This is a genomic window from Neisseria subflava (assembly GCF_003044645.1).
GTDB classification, from domain to species: domain Bacteria; phylum Pseudomonadota; class Gammaproteobacteria; order Burkholderiales; family Neisseriaceae; genus Neisseria; species Neisseria subflava_B.
Window position 1 is genome coordinate 95,887 of record NZ_POXL01000007.1, and the last position, 18,923, is coordinate 114,809.

Annotated in this window: 19 protein-coding genes; 8 read left to right on the plus strand and 11 right to left on the minus strand. The window is 47.2% G+C overall.

Going from position 1 to position 18,923, the window contains the following annotated elements:
* Window positions 1-3: 3 nt before the first annotated feature.
* The gene (gene grxC, locus DBY97_RS08805; RefSeq protein WP_003684090.1) at window positions 4-261 is read right to left on the minus strand and encodes a glutaredoxin 3; all 258 of its coding nucleotides are present in this window, start codon (window positions 259-261) and stop codon (window positions 4-6) included.
* A gap of 237 nt (window positions 262-498) precedes the next feature.
* Between grxC and DBY97_RS08810 the strand changes: the two genes are divergently transcribed.
* Window positions 499-1,992, plus strand: a complete 1,494-nt coding sequence (locus tag DBY97_RS08810) for an Rne/Rng family ribonuclease (protein ID WP_107858142.1) — start codon at window positions 499-501, stop codon at window positions 1,990-1,992.
* A 57-nt stretch (window positions 1,993-2,049) separates the two neighbouring features.
* Here DBY97_RS08810 and DBY97_RS08815 read toward each other — a convergent pair whose 3' ends face one another.
* The 4 genes from DBY97_RS08815 to DBY97_RS08830 all read right to left on the minus strand — a co-directional run bounded on the left by DBY97_RS08815 (window position 2,050) and on the right by DBY97_RS08830 (window position 5,714).
* Complete coding sequence (locus tag DBY97_RS08815) at window positions 2,050-2,718, minus strand: DUF3108 domain-containing protein (RefSeq protein WP_070584289.1); 669 nt, start codon at window positions 2,716-2,718, stop codon at window positions 2,050-2,052.
* Window positions 2,719-2,748: 30 nt separating this feature from the next.
* Window positions 2,749-3,375, minus strand: a complete 627-nt coding sequence (gene purN / locus DBY97_RS08820; protein ID WP_070749076.1) for a phosphoribosylglycinamide formyltransferase — start codon at window positions 3,373-3,375, stop codon at window positions 2,749-2,751.
* 97 nt (window positions 3,376-3,472) lie between these two features.
* Window positions 3,473-4,288, minus strand: a complete 816-nt coding sequence (locus tag DBY97_RS08825; RefSeq protein ID WP_070607922.1) for an FKBP-type peptidyl-prolyl cis-trans isomerase — start codon at window positions 4,286-4,288, stop codon at window positions 3,473-3,475.
* 160 nt (window positions 4,289-4,448) lie between these two features.
* Window positions 4,449-5,714: a Glu/Leu/Phe/Val family dehydrogenase gene (locus DBY97_RS08830; RefSeq protein ID WP_070584284.1), complete on the minus strand. Its 1,266-nt coding sequence runs from the start codon at window positions 5,712-5,714 to the stop codon at window positions 4,449-4,451.
* A gap of 421 nt (window positions 5,715-6,135) precedes the next feature.
* On the opposite strand from DBY97_RS08830, the gene DBY97_RS08835 reads away from it, so the two are divergent.
* The 3 genes from DBY97_RS08835 (at window position 6,136) to DBY97_RS08845 (ending at window position 7,648) form a co-directional block, all read left to right on the plus strand.
* The gene (locus DBY97_RS08835; protein ID WP_107858106.1) at window positions 6,136-6,849 is read left to right on the plus strand and encodes a phosphoglycolate phosphatase; all 714 of its coding nucleotides are present in this window, start codon (window positions 6,136-6,138) and stop codon (window positions 6,847-6,849) included.
* Between the two features lie 100 nt (window positions 6,850-6,949).
* Complete coding sequence (gene recX / locus DBY97_RS08840; RefSeq protein ID WP_049329865.1) at window positions 6,950-7,411, plus strand: recombination regulator RecX; 462 nt, start codon at window positions 6,950-6,952, stop codon at window positions 7,409-7,411.
* Between the two features lie 75 nt (window positions 7,412-7,486).
* On the plus strand, window positions 7,487-7,648 hold the full coding sequence (locus DBY97_RS08845; RefSeq protein WP_107858107.1) for a hypothetical protein: 162 nt from the start codon (window positions 7,487-7,489) through the stop codon (window positions 7,646-7,648).
* Window positions 7,649-7,765: 117 nt separating this feature from the next.
* On the opposite strand, the gene DBY97_RS08850 is transcribed toward DBY97_RS08845, so the two are convergent.
* The 3 genes from DBY97_RS08850 to gmk all read right to left on the minus strand — a co-directional run bounded on the left by DBY97_RS08850 (window position 7,766) and on the right by gmk (window position 10,905).
* Window positions 7,766-9,922, minus strand: a complete 2,157-nt coding sequence (locus DBY97_RS08850) for a RelA/SpoT family protein (RefSeq protein WP_107858108.1) — start codon at window positions 9,920-9,922, stop codon at window positions 7,766-7,768.
* 106 nt (window positions 9,923-10,028) lie between these two features.
* Complete coding sequence (gene rpoZ / locus DBY97_RS08855; RefSeq protein ID WP_003682294.1) at window positions 10,029-10,235, minus strand: DNA-directed RNA polymerase subunit omega; 207 nt, start codon at window positions 10,233-10,235, stop codon at window positions 10,029-10,031.
* 52 nt (window positions 10,236-10,287) lie between these two features.
* Window positions 10,288-10,905, minus strand: a complete 618-nt coding sequence (gene gmk, locus DBY97_RS08860) for a guanylate kinase (RefSeq protein ID WP_107858109.1) — start codon at window positions 10,903-10,905, stop codon at window positions 10,288-10,290.
* A gap of 168 nt (window positions 10,906-11,073) precedes the next feature.
* Here gmk and DBY97_RS08865 point away from each other — a divergent pair, with 168 nt between their 5' ends.
* The gene (locus DBY97_RS08865; protein WP_003682296.1) at window positions 11,074-11,634 is read left to right on the plus strand and encodes an adenine phosphoribosyltransferase; all 561 of its coding nucleotides are present in this window, start codon (window positions 11,074-11,076) and stop codon (window positions 11,632-11,634) included.
* 45 nt (window positions 11,635-11,679) lie between these two features.
* Here DBY97_RS08865 and DBY97_RS08870 read toward each other — a convergent pair whose 3' ends face one another.
* The 3 genes from DBY97_RS08870 to DBY97_RS08880 all read right to left on the minus strand — a co-directional run bounded on the left by DBY97_RS08870 (window position 11,680) and on the right by DBY97_RS08880 (window position 15,893).
* Window positions 11,680-12,369, minus strand: a complete 690-nt coding sequence (locus DBY97_RS08870) for a toxin-antitoxin system YwqK family antitoxin (RefSeq protein WP_432760705.1) — start codon at window positions 12,367-12,369, stop codon at window positions 11,680-11,682.
* Between the two features lie 273 nt (window positions 12,370-12,642).
* Window positions 12,643-13,542: a 50S ribosomal protein L3 N(5)-glutamine methyltransferase gene (prmB, locus tag DBY97_RS08875; protein ID WP_107858111.1), complete on the minus strand. Its 900-nt coding sequence runs from the start codon at window positions 13,540-13,542 to the stop codon at window positions 12,643-12,645.
* A gap of 95 nt (window positions 13,543-13,637) precedes the next feature.
* A complete protein-coding gene (locus DBY97_RS08880; RefSeq protein WP_107858112.1) occupies window positions 13,638-15,893 on the minus strand; it encodes a nitric-oxide reductase large subunit in 2,256 nt (751 codons plus the stop codon).
* Window positions 15,894-16,292: 399 nt separating this feature from the next.
* Here DBY97_RS08880 and nirK point away from each other — a divergent pair, with 399 nt between their 5' ends.
* The 3 genes from nirK (at window position 16,293) to rpsO (ending at window position 18,870) form a co-directional block, all read left to right on the plus strand.
* Complete coding sequence (gene nirK / locus DBY97_RS08885) at window positions 16,293-17,462, plus strand: copper-containing nitrite reductase (protein WP_036491729.1); 1,170 nt, start codon at window positions 16,293-16,295, stop codon at window positions 17,460-17,462.
* 173 nt (window positions 17,463-17,635) lie between these two features.
* Complete coding sequence (locus DBY97_RS08890; protein WP_003745813.1) at window positions 17,636-18,391, plus strand: formylglycine-generating enzyme family protein; 756 nt, start codon at window positions 17,636-17,638, stop codon at window positions 18,389-18,391.
* 209 nt (window positions 18,392-18,600) lie between these two features.
* Window positions 18,601-18,870 (plus strand): 30S ribosomal protein S15, encoded by a 270-nt coding sequence (gene rpsO / locus DBY97_RS08895; RefSeq protein ID WP_003679932.1) that lies wholly within the window; start codon window positions 18,601-18,603, stop codon window positions 18,868-18,870.
* Window positions 18,871-18,923 lie beyond the last annotated feature (53 nt).

Below are 18,923 nucleotides of genomic sequence, written 5' to 3' on the forward strand. Positions count from 1 at the left end.
GGGTTAAGGATTCAGTAATTCGTCCAACTTGCCTTCCTGCTGCAAGCGGTACAAATCAGTAAAGCCACCGACATGGGTATCGCCGATAAAAATCTGCGGCACGCTGCGCTGGCCGGAAAGCTGCTGCATTTCGGCAAAAACTTCCGGATTGCCGTCGATGCGGATTTCGTTGATTTCTTTCACACCCACCGCCTGCAACAGCCTTTTCGCCATGGTGCAGTACGGGCAATATGGACCGGTATAAACAGTAACGGTTTGCATGATTTCTTCCAAAATACCAATGTTCATGACTATATGGGCATAAGCGTTATTTTACAAGTGTTCCCGCCGTACGGTTGTAAAAAACATTTAGACGGCCTCTTGACCATAAACATTTGTGCAGATGCGGAAAAACCATAATTAAAGTATGATAAGCGCTTTCGCAGAATGACTTTTGCCATTTGTTTTTTGGAGAAGAACACATCGCAAAATTTTTTCTATTCAAAATCAGGTATCCCTATGCTTTCAGGAATCCCCATCCCCAAGGACGCCGTGCGTCCGTCTGAAACCGTCCTCGTCAACATTACGCCGCAAGAAACGCGTGTGGCCGTTTTGGAAGAGAACAATATCTGCGAGCTGCACATCGAGCGCAACAGCGGCCACAGCTTGGTCGGCAATATTTATTTGGGCGTCGTCAAACGCGTCCTTCCCGGCATGCAAAGCGCGTTTATCGATATCGGCTTGGAACGCGCCGCGTTTCTGCATATCGTCGATGTCCTCGAACAACGCCGCAATCCGGACGAAACCCAACGCATCGAACATATGCTCTTTGAAGGCCAGTCCGTCTTGGTTCAGGTCATTAAAGACCCCATCAACACCAAAGGCGCGCGCCTGTCCACCCAAATCTCACTGGCCGGCCGTTTCCTCGTCCATCTTCCGCAAGAAGACCACATCGGCATTTCCCAACGCATTGAAGACGATGCTGAGCGCAGCAGCCTGAGGGAGCGCCTCAACAACCTGCTGCCCGAAAATGCCTGCCACGGCTACATCATCCGCACCAATGCTGAAAACGCCTCCGATGACCAACTGCAATCAGACATCAACTATCTGACCAAAGTGTGGGAACACATTCAAAAACAAGCAAAAATCCAGCCGCCCGAAACCCTGCTCTATCAAGATTTGCCTTTGAGCCTGCGCGTTTTGCGCGATATGTTCAGCCTCGATACGCACAAAATCCTGGTCGATTCCACTGAAAACCACCGCCGCATGACCCAGTTTGCCGAACAATACGTTCAAGGTGCATTGGGCAGGATCGAGCTATTCAAAGGTGAACGCCCTCTATTTGAAACCCACAACATCGAGCAAGAAATCGCCCGCGCCCTGCAACCGCGCGTCAACCTCAACTTCGGCAGCTACCTCATCATCGAGTCCACCGAAGCCATGACCACCATCGATGTCAACACCGGCGGCTTTGTAGGCGCGCGCAATTTTGATGAAACCATCTTCCGCACTAACCTCGAAGCCTGCCACACCATTGCCCGCGAACTTCGCCTGCGCAATCTCGGCGGCATCATCATCATCGACTTCATCGATATGGCGCAGGAAGTCCACCGCGAAGCCGTCCTGCAAGAGCTTGCCAAAGCCCTCAGTTTCGACCGCACCCGCGTCACCCTCAACGGCTTTACCAGTCTGGGCCTTGTCGAACTGACCCGTAAACGCTCGCGTGAAAACTTAAGCCAAATCCTCTGCGAACCCTGCCCTTCCTGCCAAGGCCGGGGCCGTCTGAAAACGCCGCAAACCGTGTGCTACGAAATCCAACGCGAAATCGTCCGCGAAGCGCGCCGCTATGATGTCCAAGCCTTCCGCATTTTGGCCGCTCCGAATGTCATCGACTTGTTCCTAGACGAAGAATCACAATCGCTGGCGATGTTGATAGACTTTATCGGCAAGCCGATTTCACTGGCAGTCGAAACCGCCTACACGCAGGAACAATACGATATTGTGTTGCTGTAAAAATAAAAGGCCGTCTGAAAACTTTTCAGACGGCCTTCTTGTTTGAGCAAATAAAGATTACGGTTTCACTACTTTACCGTTGATTTTGACGGAAGTCAGTTTCAAGTTGTAGGTTTTGCCGTCATCGGTATAACTGATTTGCGCAGGGATATTGTCGATATCGGAAGCAAACGAGTAAGTCACGGTATCGTCGCCGCGGCGGACGCGATATTTACTCACAGGCGTTGTACCGCCGTTCAGCTTATAGCTTTCGCTGCCGATTTTGTTCATGCTGCCAACGGTGTACAGTTTTTTACCGTTGGTAATTTTCAAACCTGACGGCAGGCGCACGTCATTGGCGGCCAGTTGCCATGCCAAAGTAAACAAGTCCATGGCCGGGCCGGATTTTTCGGTTTTCAAATCACCTGCTTTGCCGTAAGTGATGTTGCCGCCGGAGAATTTGGCCTCGGCATACAATTTACCGCCGCGTACATCTTTGTAGTAAGACGGATGCAGGGTCGTGCCGTTGATGCTGCCACCTGATTCAAAGCGGATATTGTAAAGCGGTACTTTGATGGTAGAAACGATTTTGTATTGGCTGCCGCTGCGTGTGAAAGTCATGGTCGCAGGAATACCGTAGCTGCCTGAGTATTGTAAAACGGCAGATTGCGGCAATTCAGCGGCTTGTGCGCCGATGGAGGCAGTGAGCAGGGAAAGTGTCAGCAGGGTTGTTTTAATCGGATTCATGATGTTTTCCTTGTGTGTATCGTGTTTTAATTAAGCCAACAGGCTTTGACCGGCGGCATTGCGTTGTGCATTCAAAACGCGATTGCCTTCGATTTTCAGACGGCCTGCAACAAAGTCGGCAACGGCTTGTGGGAAAAGCTGGTGTTCAACCGTCAGCACGCGTGCGGCAACGTCGTCAGCGGTATCGCCGTCCAAAATAGGAACAATACCTTGAGAAATAATCGGGCCGCAATCCAGCTCTGGGGTCACGAAATGGATGGTGCAGCCTGCCACTCGGCAACCTGCTTCCAATGCGCGTTCGTGGGTGTGCAGACCGGTGAAAGAAGGCAGGATGGACGGATGGATATTGATCAGGCGGTTTTCATAATGTGCGCAGAACTCCGGAGTCAAAATGCGCATGAAGCCCGCCAATACGACCAAATCCGGCTGATAGGCATCAATTTTCTCCATCATGGCCTGATCAAATGCCAGACGCGAGTCGAAGTTTTTATGGTTCAAACTATCAGTGGCAATACCGCGCTCTGCCGCCCATGCCAATCCGGCTGCGGTCTCGCTGTTGCTCAATACGGCTGCAATGTTGGCATCGGGAATATTAGCATTCACAATCGCCTGCATATTGCTGCCGCGTCCGGAAATAAGGATGACGATATTTTTCATCATAATTCCTTGTTGGTTTGGAACAAAGGCCGTCTGAAACGGAATTTTTTCAGACGGCCTTTTATCCGTTGTTTAAGGGCGTAAGCCTTGATTCGGATTATTGAACTTTTTGTACGTCAACTTGTACAGGTTGTTGTGCGGCAGCATCAGGCGCGCCGACTTTAACCAGTTTTACGTCGAATACCAAAGTGGCGTTCGGGCCGATTTTATCGCCGGCGCCAACTTCACGGTAAGCCAATTTGGCAGGGATGTAGAATGTTGCTTCGCCGCCTTCTTTCAAGAGTTGGATACCTTCAGTCCAACCTGGAATCACTTGGCTTACAGGGAAGCTTACTGGGCCGCCGTTGGCTTTACTGCTGTCAAATACGGTACCATCAATCAGACGGCCTTCATATTCAACGGTAACCATATCGTCTTTAGTCGGTTTTTTGCCTTCGCCTTCTTTGGTAATTTTGTATTGCAGACCGGAAGCGCTGGTTTTCACGCCTTCTTTAGTCGCGTTTTCTTTCAAGAACGCTTCGCCTTTTTCCAAGTTTACTTTGGCATCTTCAGCACGTTTGGCAGTAGCTTTTTCTTGTTGCTCTTGCAGGAATTTCATCATCACTTCCTGAGCTTGAGCTTCAGTCATTTTAACTTCTTTACCTTCAAACATGGCTTCCATGGCTTCGGTGAAGACTTTCAAATCGATTTCCGTACCTTGGTCCTTCATTTGTTTCAATGAACGTCCGATGTCCACACCCATTGCGTAGCTGGCTTGTTGGGCAGTAGAACCGATGGCAGAAGCATCTGCAGTCGCATTTGAAGCTGCGGAAGCAGCAGGAGCGTCTTTAGCGGCAGTGTCTTTTTGGTTGCAAGCAGTTAGTGCTAACAAAGCAGACAAAGCCAATGCGCTGAATTTGAAAGTTTTGTTCATGATTATGTCTTTTCCGGAAAGGTCAAAAAAGGGGATTATAGCTGAGTTTGATTGAAATGGAATCAAGGTGGATTAAAATTTGTAAAGGCTCTTATCAAAAACATTAAGGCCGTCTGAAAAGAGGTTTCAGACGGCCTACTCTTAGCTATCGCTCAACCGATTAATACCAGCCGCGCAGTTTCATTGCTTTTTCAACACGACGGATACTCATCATGTAAGAAGCGGTACGCAGGTCGACATCGTATTCTTGAGCCAAGTTCCAAATATCGCGGAACGCACGGCGCAGGACAACGGTTTCTTTCTCTTGAACTTCGTCAAACTCCCAGTAGTAGCCTTGCAGGTTTTGTACCCATTCAAAATAAGATACAACCACGCCGCCGCAGTTTGCCAAAATATCAGGAACAACCAATACGCCGTTTTGACGCAGGATAACGTCTGCTTCAGGAGTAGTCGGACCGTTTGCACCTTCAACCACGATTTTCGCGCGGACTTTACCGGCGTTTTCAGAAGTCAGTTGGTTTTCCAGCGCGCAAGGGGCGAGTACGTCCACTTCCAGAGCCAAAAGTTCGGCATTGCTGATTTCTTTGCCGTAGCCGGCTTCGTTGGTGATGAAACCTTTGGTTTGGAATTCTTTGATGATTGCTTCCATATCCAAGCCGTTTTCGTTGTAAATGGCAACGTCAACAGTAGATACGGCAACGATTTTCGCACCGGCTTTGTGTGCATAATAACCGGTGTGGTAGCCCACGTTACCGAAACCTTGAATAGCGTAAGTGGCACCCTTCACGTCTTTACCCAGTTTTTCCAAAGCTTGAACGGCGGCGAAGTTTACGCCATAACCGGTGGCTTCAGTACGCGCCAAGGAGCCGCCAAACTCAACCGGTTTACCGGTGAACACGCCCGGTGCAGAATGTTTCACCACATTTTCATAGGCATCAACCATCCAAGACATGATTTTGCCGTTGGTGTTCACATCAGGGGCGGGAATATCGATTTTTTCGCCAATCAGCGGAGAAATGGCTTCAGAATAAGCGCGGGCGATGCGTTCCAATTCCGCTTCGGAATAGTTACGCGGATCCAAAGTAATACCGCCTTTACCACCGCCGTAAGGAATACCGGCCACGCAGCATTTGATGGTCATCCAGATAGACAGGGCTTTAACCTCGTCCATATTCACATGAGGATGGAAACGCACGCCGCCTTTGTAAGGGCCGACGGCATTATTGTGTTGTGAACGGTAGCCGGTGAAGTTTTCTACTGTACCGTTGTCGAGTTTGACAGGGAAGTTCACTTCCAAAACACGTTGCGGCTTTTTCAAGATTTCAAATACTGCCGGGTCGGCATTCAGGCGATCGCAGGCAATTTTCACTTGTTTTTGTGCAATTTCAAACGGATTCAGTGTTTCTTTAACAGCAGATGCGGACATGTATTTTTCCTTTTCATACACATGATTAGACGAGAGCCATACTTGTTACTATATACAAAAACAGGAAAAAATGTAATAGCATGTAGTCGATAAAAAGCAAATCCATTCATTTATATATGAATTTAGTTTGAGGCCGTCTGAAAATATCGGCATGCCGACCAAAAAATTTTCAGACGGCCTAGTATAAATGCTCATCAAACCATTCAAAAAAACACACAAACCCTTTGTTTTTTAATGCCTACCAAACCACCCTTTTTGTTGACAAAATCCCTTCCATATTCCAAATAGGCTAACAGCCTTACACCAGCAAAAATTGTTAACAATTTAAACAAATATCCCTTTAAAGAATCAGCAAAACATCGGCAAATCAGGCAAATAATGTTAGAATAACCGCTTAAATAATATGACAGGAAGCTACTCAATGACCACTGCTGCTTTAGAACACGTTCAAGCCGTTGCTTTTGATTTGGACGGTACCTTATGTGATTCCGTTCCCGATTTGGCCGCAGCAGCCCAAGCCATGTGTGCGCACTTGGGTTTACCTGTTTTGCCTACCCAAACGGTTGAAAGTTATGTCGGCGACGGCATCGGCAAATTGGTTCATCGCGTCATTACCAATGATCGTGAAAAAGAAGCCGATCCTGAAATCTGGGAAAAAGGTTTTGTGTTCTTTATGAAATATTATCGCGAGCACTTGAGTGACTTTACCCGCCCCTACCCTGAAACTGAAGCCGGTCTCGGCCTGCTGAAGTCCTTGGGTATTCCATTGGTTGTCATTACTAACAAAAATGAAATTCTGGCTGCTGAGTTGCTGAAACAGCTCAATCTCGACGACTATTTCAGCCTGGTTCTCGGCGGCGACAGCCTGACTGAGAAAAAACCCAGCCCATTGCCGCTTCAACATGCAGCCGAAGTTCTGGGCATCGACGTTGCCAATATGCTGATGGTGGGCGACTCCAAAAATGACATTATTGCTGCCAAAGCGGCCGGTTGCTTCAGCGTCGGCGTAACATTCGGCTACGGCGACATGACCTTGCTCTCTCAAGACAAAGCAACCAAACCTGATTTGTTGATTCGCGCCCTGCCTGAAATCTACGAAAATCTGCAACCGCAAAAAAACAAAGACGAAGAATAATTCGGCTTTATTTTCAGACGGCCTTTTCGGTGCTTTTACCTAATCAGGCCGTCTGAAAATGTAATTCAATGTAGTTAAATCCCTCCCCTTCCATATCCCCATGAAACCTCCCAAAACCTTACGCGCCCGCGCCTTGGATATTCTTTCCCGTCAGGAAGTCAGCCGTGTCGGCTTGAAACGCAAACTGGCTCCGCACGCTGAAAGCGAAGAAGAATTGGAAAAGGTTTTGGACGAATTCGCCGAACGAAATTGGCAATCCGACCAGCGTTATGCAGAAGCCTATATTCACAGCAAAAGCAACCGTTACGGCACGCTCCGCCTCAAGCAAGCCTTGGCACAACAAGGTATCGATGCAGACGACTGTCGGGAGTTCCTACCCGATAGGGAGGACGAGCTGCAAACCGCCATTTCCGTCTTGCGTAAAAAATTCAAGCAAGAAGCCCAAGATTTGAAAGAAAAACAAAAACAAGCGCGTTTCCTTGCCTATCGCGGCTTTGGTGCCGACACCATTCAGACGGCCTTAAAAACCGCGTGGAATGAAGACGAAGACTTCTATCAATAATCATTCCCACTTGAATCTTTGCTTCTATCGGCGTAACCTTACACTTTTATTCAATAATTCAATCAGAGCTTCATTATGTCCGACAAACCACACGATACATCCAATCCCCTACTCGAAGACGAACGCAAAAATCCTGTTTACCGCTTGGGTCAGGCAGTAGCCGGATTCATGTTGCTGGTTTGGGCCGGCGTTTTGGCCTTGGTTTTCTTCTTGGTTTTCCGTTTTTGGTTAAGTTAAATCCAACCTGAAGCATTATTTTTCTTCAAAACAAACTAACAGAGTTTGTTTGTACATACTCAAAAGGCCGTCTGAACACACTTTCAGACGGCCTTTTCTTATCATGCTGATCACAGATTATCCTCGGATTACTTTGCGGATATTCGGATTGGCATGCATTGCATGAATAATCTGATTAACCTGATCCAAATCTTTGACTTTAATCGTGAATTTAAATTCTACAAAACCTTCCGTTCCTGCTTGCGCTTTGGTCGGCGTATCAACAGATTCGATATCCGCACCGGAATTGGAAATCGCTTGCGCCATTGAGGCCAACAAACCATGCGCATCTTCGGATTTGACATTGAGGATGGTGCGATACGTTTGATTGCGCAAACTGTCCCAGCCCGCATCGAGTTGCTCTTCCGGATCAGCTTTGACCAAAGTTTGGCAGGTATCTCGGTGGATAATCATACCCTTGTCTTTGACCAATAAGGCGCGGATTGCATCGCCGGGAATCGGATGGCAACATTCGGCAAAATGAATCCGGCCGGTTTCCTGATCGTTGACTTTGATCGGGCTGAGTTTGACCGCGCTGCCAAAATGTTGGCCTGCCAACTCGGCAATGTGCATGGCAACGTGTACCGGCAAAGTATGCCCCATACCGACATTGTAGAGGACCTCTTCAAACGAGGTTTGTTTGGTATTCAAATCGGCAAGGTATTTTTCTTTGAGGTCGTCTGAAAGCAGGATATCTTTAGGCAACAGGCTGGATAAAGCTTTTTGCAGCAAGTTCTCACCCAAAACAACGGCATCGTGACGATTCAGATTTTTAATGTATTGGCGGATGGCGCTGCGCGCACGGCTGGAAACGGCAAAATTCAACCATGCCACATTAGGCTTGGCGTGTTCGGAAGTAATGATTTCTACCGTATCACCGGTTTTCAGCTTGGTGCGCAACGGCATCATGACGTTATTGATACGCGCGGCAACGGTTTTATGACCGATATTGGTGTGAACTGCATAGGCAAAGTCAATCGGCGTTGCACCCTTAGGCAAGGTAAGGATATCGCCTTTCGGGGTAACGATATAGACTTCGTTGGGGAACAAATCGACTTTGACATGCTCCAGAAACTCGATGGCATTTGAGCTGCTGGCCTGCAGGTCAAGAATATTTTTCATCCATCGGTTCATATGGAGGACGGCTTGGTCCGGAGTGTTTTCACCGGATTTATAAATCCAATGACCGGCAATACCGCCCTCAGCCACTGCATCCATTTCACGCGTACGGATTTGCACTTCGATCGGCAAACCGTAAGGGCCGACCAAAGTCGTGTGCAAACTTTGGTAGCCGTTACTTTTCGGAATGGCGATATAGTCTTTGAAACGGCCGGGCTTGGGGTGGTATAAATTATGCAATGCACCCAACGCGGCATAACAGGCAGGAATATTGTTTACAATGACCCGAAAGCCGTAGATATCCATTACTTCGGCAAAACGCAGCTTTTTAGCCAGCATTTTTTGATGGATGCTGTATAAGTTTTTCTCGCGGCCTTTGATTTTGGCTTCAATATTGACACCGACCAAACGCTGACCGAATGCACGCAACACTTTGCCGACAACATCGCGGCGATTTTTGCGGCTGTTGTTCATGGCTTTTTTCAGGGTTTCGTAGCGTCTTGGGTGGAGGTTTTGGAACGATAAGTCTTGAAGCTCTTGATACGCATTGTTCAGGCCAATGCGGTTGGCGATTTGAGCATAGATTTCGAGGGTTTCTTTGGCGATGCGGCGGCGTTTTTCCGGACGCATAGAGCCAAGGGTGCGCATATTGTGCAATCGGTCGGCAAGTTTGACGACGATGACGCGCACGTCTTTAGTCATGGCGAGGATAAGCTTGCGGAAACTTTCCGCCTGATGCTCGGCATGATCTTCAAATTTGAGTTTTTCCAGCTTGGAGAGGCCGTCTACCATTTCGGCAATAGTATCGCCGAATTCTGCCGCCATTTCGACTTTGGTTACGCCCGTATCTTCCAATACATCATGCATAACGCCTGCGCAAAGCCCTTGAACATCCATGTGCCAAATCGCAAGCTGCGTGGCAACGGCGAGAGGATGGGTGATGTAGGGTTCGCCGCTTTTACGGGTTTGTCCGTCATGGGCATGGAAAGCGTAGGCAACGGCTCTTTCAAGCTCGGCCTGCTCATTGGTATTGAGATAGAATGCGGTACGAAACAGAAGCTCGCGCGCTTCTGCTGTCAACGGATCATAGGGGGCGGTAGGCTGTGGGGCTGGCATTTTCAGACGGCCTTTTATGGCTATTTTTTTAAGCCGTCAGACTGTATCGGTTGTGATATCGCACCGATACAGTCCGCGCGGCGGTTTTATCGGTTTGCCGGTTGGTTTATTTATTGCGGGTCAGCAGCTCGGTTCCGATTTGTCCGGCAGCGATTTCGCGCAGGGCGGTTACGGTTGGTTTGTTGTTGCGGATGTCGTCAACCAATGGCGTATTGCCGTTTTCGAGCTGGCGTGCGCGACGGGCGGCAACGAGGGTAAGGTCAAAGTGGTTAGGGATTTTACCTGTGCAGTCTTCAGTAGTAATACGAGCCATGTTTGCTTGCTTTCTTTCTATGTTTCAAATAAACGGTTATTTTCGCTGTTTTTTACGAATTTTCCAACAGGTTTGAAATAAATCCCTGTTGAGAGGATTTTTTCAGACGGCCTGCTTTAATAATGTGGAACAAATCGGCTTCAGCACGATCTAAATCGTCATTCACGACGACGTAATCGAACAAAACGGATTGCTCAATCTCATGACGGGCTTTTGAAAGGCGTGTTTGAATAACTTCTTCGCTGTCTGTACCACGGCCGATCAAACGTTGTGCCAATACTTCAAAGGAAGGCGGCAGGATAAAAATGCTGCTGGCTTCAGGCAACGATTTACGTACTTGCGCTGCACCTTGCACATCAATTTCCAAAATCACGTCATAGCCCTCTTCGCTCAACGAATTCACGCCGGCAATGCTGGTGCCGTAATAGTTGCCGAACACATTGGCGTGTTCCAAAAAGGCCCTTTGATCAATCAGTAATTCAAATTCTTCTTTGGGAACAAAGTGGTAATGCACACCATGTTCCTCACCCTCACGCGGCTGACGCGTGGTATGAGAAATAGAAACACGGATGTCGTCATGATTTTTCAATAGGCGCGACACCAAGGTCGTTTTACCTGTGCCGGAAGCGGCAGAAATGATGTAAATATTGCCTTTTTTATGATTTTGCATGGTGGTTCAGCCGATGGTATGTACCTGTAAATTATAACACAACACAATGTTTCTCGGAATTTCAGACGGCATGTTGCAAAATTTGGCTATTGTATCGATTAATTTGGCAAGTCCGCATATGACCGCTACAATAGCGTGTTAAAAACTTTTTGATTTCGGAATGTCAAGATGTTGATTCATCCTGAAGTAATGGGCGTAGAAGCTTTGGCGGACAAAATCCGTAAAATTGAAAACTGGCCGCAAAAAGGGATTTTGTTTCATGACATTACTCCCGTTTTGCAAAGCGCAGAATATTTCCGCCTGCTGGTCGATTTACTGGTTTACCGCTATATGGGGCAGAAAGTTGATGTCGTTGCGGGCTTGGATGCGCGCGGCTTCATCATTGGTGCGGCTTTGGCCTATCAGCTAAATGTCGGCTTCGTTCCCATTCGTAAAAAAGGCAAGCTGCCGTTTGATACGGTTTCTCAAAGTTATGCTTTGGAATATGGCGAAGCAACGGTAGAAATCCATACCGACGCCATCAAGCCGGGCGCACGCGTTTTGTTGGTAGATGATTTAGTAGCAACCGGCGGCACAATGCTGGCAGGTGTCGAACTGATCCGCAAACTGGGCGGCGAAGTAATCGAAGCGGCTGCCATTTTGGAATTTACCGACTTGGACGGCGGCAAAAAAATCCGTGAAAGCGGCGCGCCGTTATTTACCCTATGCCAAAACAAAGGCTGTATGTAATAAAAAACCGCAAGCTGTTCAGCCTGCGGTTTTTTATTGTTAAAATTATTCGAGAACGTACCCGTCCGTATCCCAGAAAGTTTTTTTCACCAACTGGTCATCTTTATAAACCAGCTCAGATTTCTTCGCACCATCATCATACCAATCCAAAATAATGCCGCTGCGTTTACCGTTGCGAATACTCAATTCAGACACGATGCGGCCATTTTCATCCCAACTGATGATCTCCGTTGGTTTGTCATTGCTCATCATCATTTCAGTTTTCGGGCTGCCGTCTGAATACCATTGTTTCCAATGACCGTTGGCCTTATCGTGCTTGAATTGGATTTCACTTTCTTTGACGCCGTTGCGGTAATAACGAGAGCCTACGCCCTCACTCAGGCCATTTTGATAAGGCATCACCGCAGATTTTTTGCCGTTTGGATACCAGTTGACCCATTCGCCATGCGGTTTGCCATTGCGATAGCTGCCAACCATCTTTTTCTGACCGTTGAAATGCCACAGGGTTAATGTACCGTTATCCAAAGCCGGCACAAAAACCTTAATCTGACTGGCAGGTACTTCATAAGGATCAGAATATTTTTTCATCGATGGATAGTAAAAATCCTGTACCTGAGCCTTGCCTGCCTCAATCTTGTATTGTCGGACATAAGCAACCGAAGGCATGGTCGCCGTCAGTTTACCGTTTTGATTGAAATAAACGGTATGTTGCTGGGCAAAGACGGCAACGGGCATACTGAACAAGGCAGCAGCCAACAGGCCTGATTTTAAATAATTATTCATAATATGGAGTTTGGCAGTATATGTTCTACAAAAAGTCAGTAATAAAAATCCACTGACATTAGAAACTATGACAAATATTATAAGCCATAGTTTCAAAGACTGCTTGGATTTCATATTCGGTATACCATAGCCATTTGTATTTTCTTAAAACATTAAAAATTATACAGAACAAAAGCCGTCTGAAACTTTTTCAGACGGCTTTTGTTTCATTTATATCGAAATAAACTACTCTTCACCCAATAATTGCTCTCGGGTCAACAAGAATACAAACCCATCGCCACCGCTGGTTTCCAACCAAGTAAACGGTAATTCGGGATAAGCCGCTTCCAATACTTCACGGTTGTGACCGATTTCAACCAGCAATATACCTTTCGGATTCAAATATTTCGCCGCTTGCAAAATGATTTGACGTGTAGCGTCCAAACCATCTTCGCCGCTACCCAAAGCCAATTCCGGCTCGTGCAGGTATTCATCAGGCAACGCTTCCACAGATTCTGCATCAACATAAGGCGGATTGGAAACAATTAAGTCGTAGGTGTCATCCAAACCTTCAAACAAATCGGTATGCACCAAGCTGATGCGGTCTTCCAAGCCATAATCTTCGATATTGATGGCGGCCACTTCCAGCGCATCCAAGCTCAAATCAACGGCATCGATTTGTGCATCAGGATAGTGATGCGCCATTTGAATGGCCAAGCAGCCGCTACCGGTACACAAATCCAAAGCTCGATGCACCAATTCATCGTGTTCAATCCAAGGACGGATACCGTCGCCAAGCAATTCATAAATGAAAGAACGAGGTACAATAACGCGCTCATCGACATAAAAATCAAACTCACCCTGCCATGCTTGATGCGTCAGATACGCGGCAGGAATATGCTCCACTGCGCGGCGTTCGATAATCGACAACACTTCCTCCTTCTCACTTTGCAACAATTTGGCATCCAAATAAGGCTCCAACGTATCCAACGGCAGATTTAAAGTGTGCAAAATCAGATAGGCTGCCTCGTCATGGGCATTATCGCTTCCGTGTCCGAAAAACAGTCCGGCATCGTTAAAACGGCTGACGGCGAAACGCAGCAAATCGCGAACAGTGGTCAGCTCTTGAGCAGCTTGGTTGAACATAATGTTTTGTCTTGTCAATTTAAGAATGTTGAAATTATAACAGAAAGGCCGTCTGAAAACTTTTCAGACGGCCTTCGATTTAACTCAGCTTAAGATTATTTATCGCGGCTGAATATGATTTTGGTAGCTTGGATAGCAACGCAGACAGCACCACCGATGAAGATCAAGTCAGCAGCGGTACGAACCCAACGCAGGGTATCCAGAATTTCCATTTGCAGGAATTCTTCGCTACGTGCATACCACAGACCATGAGTGATAGAAGCGTAAGCTTGAATCACGCCGACCGGCAACAGGCTGATAGCAATCATACCCACCAGACCGCCGTTCAACAGCCAGAATGCCCAAGTCATTAGTTTGTCGTCAAATTGAGCATTAGGTTTCAGGTAACGTGCAACCAGCAATACGAAGCCCAGAGCCAAGAAACCGTACACACCGAACAGAGCCGCGTGAGCGTGAACTGCAGTAGTGTTCAGACCTTGGATGTAGAACAGGGAAATCGGTGGGTTAATCAGGAAGCCAAATACGCCGGCACCGATCATGTTCCAGAAGGCAACTGCTACGAAGCACATCAGAGGCCAACGCAGACGTTTCGCCCAGTCGGACAGGTGTTGGTAAGACCAGTGTTCGTAAGCTTCACGGCCCAGCAGAATCAAAGGTACAACTTCCAAAGCGGAGAAACATGCACCGATTGCCATAGAGGCAGAGGTAGAGCCGGAGAAGTACAAGTGGTGCAATGTACCTGGAATACCGCCCAACATGAAGATGGCAGCAGCAGCCAAAGTAGAAGCTGTGGCAGTACTACGGCGGACAAAGCCCATGTTATAGAAGATGAATGCGAAAGCGGCAGTAGCGAACACTTCGAAGAAACCTTCTACCCACAAGTGAACCACCCACCAACGCCAGTATTCCATCACAGCGATTGGAGATTTTTCACCGTAGAACAGACCAGGAGCATAGAACACACCCACACCAACCATAGAAGCTACGAAGATAGCCAACAGGTTTTTGTCTGTACCTTTTTCTTTAAAGGCAGAAATGGTGCAACGCAGCATCAGGAACAGCCACAACAGCAAGCCGACCATCAGCAGAAGTTGCCAGAAGCGACCCAAATCCAAGTATTCGTAACCTTGGTGACCGAACCAGAAGTTCAGCTCAGGCGGAATGATGTGAGTCAAAGCAAAGAAGTTACCTGCATAAGAACCGCCGACTACGATGAACAGGGCGATATACAGGAAGTTCACACCGGCACGTTGGAATTTAGGATCTTTACCGCCGTTCACAATCGGAGCCAAGAACAGACCTGCTGTCAGGAAGCCGGTTGCAATCCAGAAAATAGCGGATTGGATGTGCCAAGTACGGGTCAGCGCATATGGGAACCAGTCGGCCATTTCAAAGCCCAAGGCGGTATCGATACCGTAGAAGCCTTGGCCTTCGACAGTATAGTGAGCGGTCAAACCACCCAACAGTACTTGTACGACAAACAAAGCAACAGTCAGGAATACATATTTGCCCAACGCTTTTTGAGAAGGAGTCAGTTGTACTTTAGAGATAGGATCCTCAGTAGGTACTTCAACCTCTTCGTGTTTAGTCAAGAAAGAGTAACCCCACATCAGCAAGCCGATACCCATCAGCAACAATACCACGCTGGTGAAGGACCACATGTAGTTTTCAGTAGTCGGTACGTTCTTGATCAAAGGCTCGTGCGGCCAGTTGTTGGTGTAAGTGAAGTTCTCATCAGGACGGTTGGCCGAAGCAGACCAAGAAGTCCAGAAGAAGAAGTTGAACAGTTTTTCACGAGCTTCTTGGCTTGGCAATGTGTTGTTTTTCATTGCAAAGTGTTCGCGAGTGGTTTGGAACTTAGGATCGTCGCTGTACACGCCGTGATAGTAAGGCAGAATACTTTCGATCGCTTTCACGCGGGTATCGCTGATAACGACAGAACCGTCTTCCTTAATACGACTTTGGTTGCGGTATTCGTCAGCCAAACGGGTTTTCAGAACAGCTTGTTCCTCAGGAGAAACTTCGTCAAATTTTTTGCCGTAAGTTTCTTGCGCAGTCAGATCCAACCATGCAACCAGCTCGCGGTGCAGCCAGTCGGCAGTCCAGTCCGGAGCTTGGTATGCACCGTGACCCAATACAGAGCCAACTTCCATACCGCCGGTAGTTTGCCATGCAGATTGACCTGCCAAAATATCGTCTTTGGTCATCAGGACTTTGCCGGATGCAGAAACGACTTGTTCAGGGTATGGCGGAGCCTTTTTATAGACCTCGCTACCCATATAACCAAGAATGGTAAAGCATACTGCCAGTACGGCAAACAGCAAGTACCAAAGCTTCTTGTACTGTCCCATTTTGAGTACTCCTTGATTTTGGTAAAAAGTGGTTGGGTATTAATTCATCAAATATGAATGTTAAAGATTGTATCACGGTTTTAAAAGTAAAGAAATATTTTGTCAATAATATTCCTTTAAAACCATTAACTTACATGATATTGATTCCTATTATCCTATATAACTCCTCCTTTGTTATATTTTGTGTTAAGCCTGCACTAACATTTTCACACAAAAATAAACTTTTCGGTTTAGTTTTTTATACTACTAAAGGAGTATTTAGGGATTAAAAGATTCATATTCATTGAACAATTTGATTTATGTCAAAATATACCCAAACAAGCGCCTACATAATCATACAAAATTTCAAACCATCCTATCAGGATACTTAACTTTTCTTACAATAAGGAAACTTTAAACATGAAACGCCAAACCTTAGCTGCACTTATCGCTTCTGTATTTGCACTGGCCGCATGCGGCGAACAAGCTGCTAAACCAGCTGAAACTCCGGCTGCCACCGCTTCTGCCGAAGCTCCTGCTGCTGCTTCTGACTCACAAGCTGCTGCCGAGACTCCTTCTTCAGAATTGCCTGTAGTCGATGCCATCATGACTCACGCTCCGGAAGTTCCACCTGCAATCGATCGCGACCATCCGGCTAAAGTACGCGTTAAAATGGAAACCGTCGAAAAAACCATGACTATGGAAGACGGTGTTGAATACCATTACTGGACATTCAACGGCGACGTTCCGGGCCAAATGATCCGTGTACGCGAAGGCGATACCGTAGAAGTAGAATTCTCTAACAATCCTTCTTCTACCGTTCCTCACAACGTTGACTTCCACGCTGCTACCGGTCAAGGCGGTGGTGCAGAAGCTTCTTTCACTGCCCCAGGCCACACTTCTACTTTCAGCTTTAAAGCTCTGCAAGCCGGTTTGTACATTTACCACTGTGCCGTTGCTCCTGTCGGTATGCACATCGCCAACGGTATGTACGGTTTGATCTTGGTTGAACCTAAAGAAGGTCTGCCTAAAGTGGACAAAGAGTTCTACATCGTACAAGGTGACTTCTATACTAAAGGTAAAAAAGGTGCTCAAGGCCTGCAACCTTTCGATATGGATAAAGCGATTGCTGAACAACCTGAATACGTTGTATTCAACGGCCACGTGGGCTCTATCGCCGGCGACAACGCCCTGAAAGCCAAAGCTGGTGAAACTGTTCGTATGTACGTTGGTAACGGTGGTCCTAACTTAGTATCTTCTTTCCACGTTATCGGCGAAATCTTCGACAAAGTATATGTTGAAGGTGGTAAACTGATTAACGAAAACGTACAAAGCACTGTGATTCCTGCCGGTGGTGCCGCCATGATCGAATTCAAAGTCGATATTCCAGGCAGCTACACTTTGGTTGACCACTCTATCTTCCGTGCGTTCAACAAAGGTGCTTTGGGTCAATTGAAAGTTGAGGGTGACGAAAACCCTGAAATCATGACCAAAAAACTGAGCGACACCGCTTACCAACCTGCCGGTGCTGCCGCTTCTGCCCCAGCCGCTGCGTCTGCCGCACCTGCTGCTTCTGAAGCCGCTAAATAATCCCTCGGTTTAATACGCCAAGCCACTGCTACTCTTCTCTTAGAGTCGCAGTGGCTTCCATCACAATTAATCTTCCCATTCAATCAGACAGATTGATTTTTCAGACGGCCTTGTTATGATTAGGCTATCTTAAAAATAAATTTTCTGTTTTCAAACGATAATAAGGGCGTACCATGAAACTCATACGACTCCTCCTCTTAGGCAGTGCCTTAATCTGCGGCAATACATTTGCAGCCGAAATGGTAAAAATCGAAGGAGGCAGCTATCGCCCTCTCTATCTCAAAAAAGAGACTTCCCTTATTAAAGTCAAGCCCTTCCAACTTGACAAATATCCTGTAACCAATGCCGAATTTGCCGAATTTTTGAAAACACATCCACAATGGCAAAAAGACAAAATCAGCTCTAAACAAGCTGAAAAAGCTTACCTGAAACATTGGGTAAAAAACGGTAGCAACAGTTATGCGCCTAAAGCCAGCGAACTCAAACATCCGGTAACCAATGTTTCATGGTTTGCCGCCAATGCCTACTGCGTTTCTAAAGGCAAACGCCTGCCGACTATTGACGAGTGGGAATTTGCAGGCTTGGCTTCTGCCACTCAAAAAGACGGCTCTGCCGAACCCGGCTACAACCGTACCATCTTGGATTGGTATGCAGACGGCGGCCGCAACGGCCTGCACGACATCGGTAAAAACAAACCCAACTACTGGGGCGTATACGATATGCACGGCCTGATTTGGGAATGGACCGAAGACTTCAACAGCAGCCAACTCTCTGCAGGCTCGTCCAACACACAAATGTTCTGTAGCGGCGCATCCGTAGGCTCAAGCGACCCATCCAACTATGCGGCTTTCTTGCGCTACGGCATCCGTACCAGCCTGCAATCCAAATATGTTTTAAATAACTTAGGCTTCCGCTGCGCAAGCAAATAAAGTTTAGTTTTATCACCAAAGCAGCTTTGGCGGTACTGGAAGGTATCGCCGCTTTTTTTGGCCGTCTGAAAAGATGTGGCACACAAAGACAAATTGTGGCATAATCCGCCCGTCTTTATAAAAAGACACTTAGGAGTTTGCTTAGGTCATTTGGCTTGGCAAACTTGTCCGAACCTGAAAAGGTTCTTTTATTTTCGGAGTTATCCATCATGGCATTGACCGTAGAACAAAAAGCACAAATTGTTAAAGATTTCCAACGCAAAGAAGGCGATACCGGTTCTTCTGAAGTACAAGTCGCTCTGTTGACTTTCCGTATCAACGACCTGACTCCTCACTTCAAAGCCAACCCTAAAGACCACCACAGCCGTCGCGGCCTGTTGAAAATGGTTAGCCAACGTCGTCGCCTGCTGTCTTACCTGCGCCGTACTCAGCCTGATACTTACCGTACACTGATTACCCGCTTGGGTCTGCGTAAATAATTTATGCTTAAATCAACACCGCCTTCGGGCGGTGTTTTTTATTAACATACCGA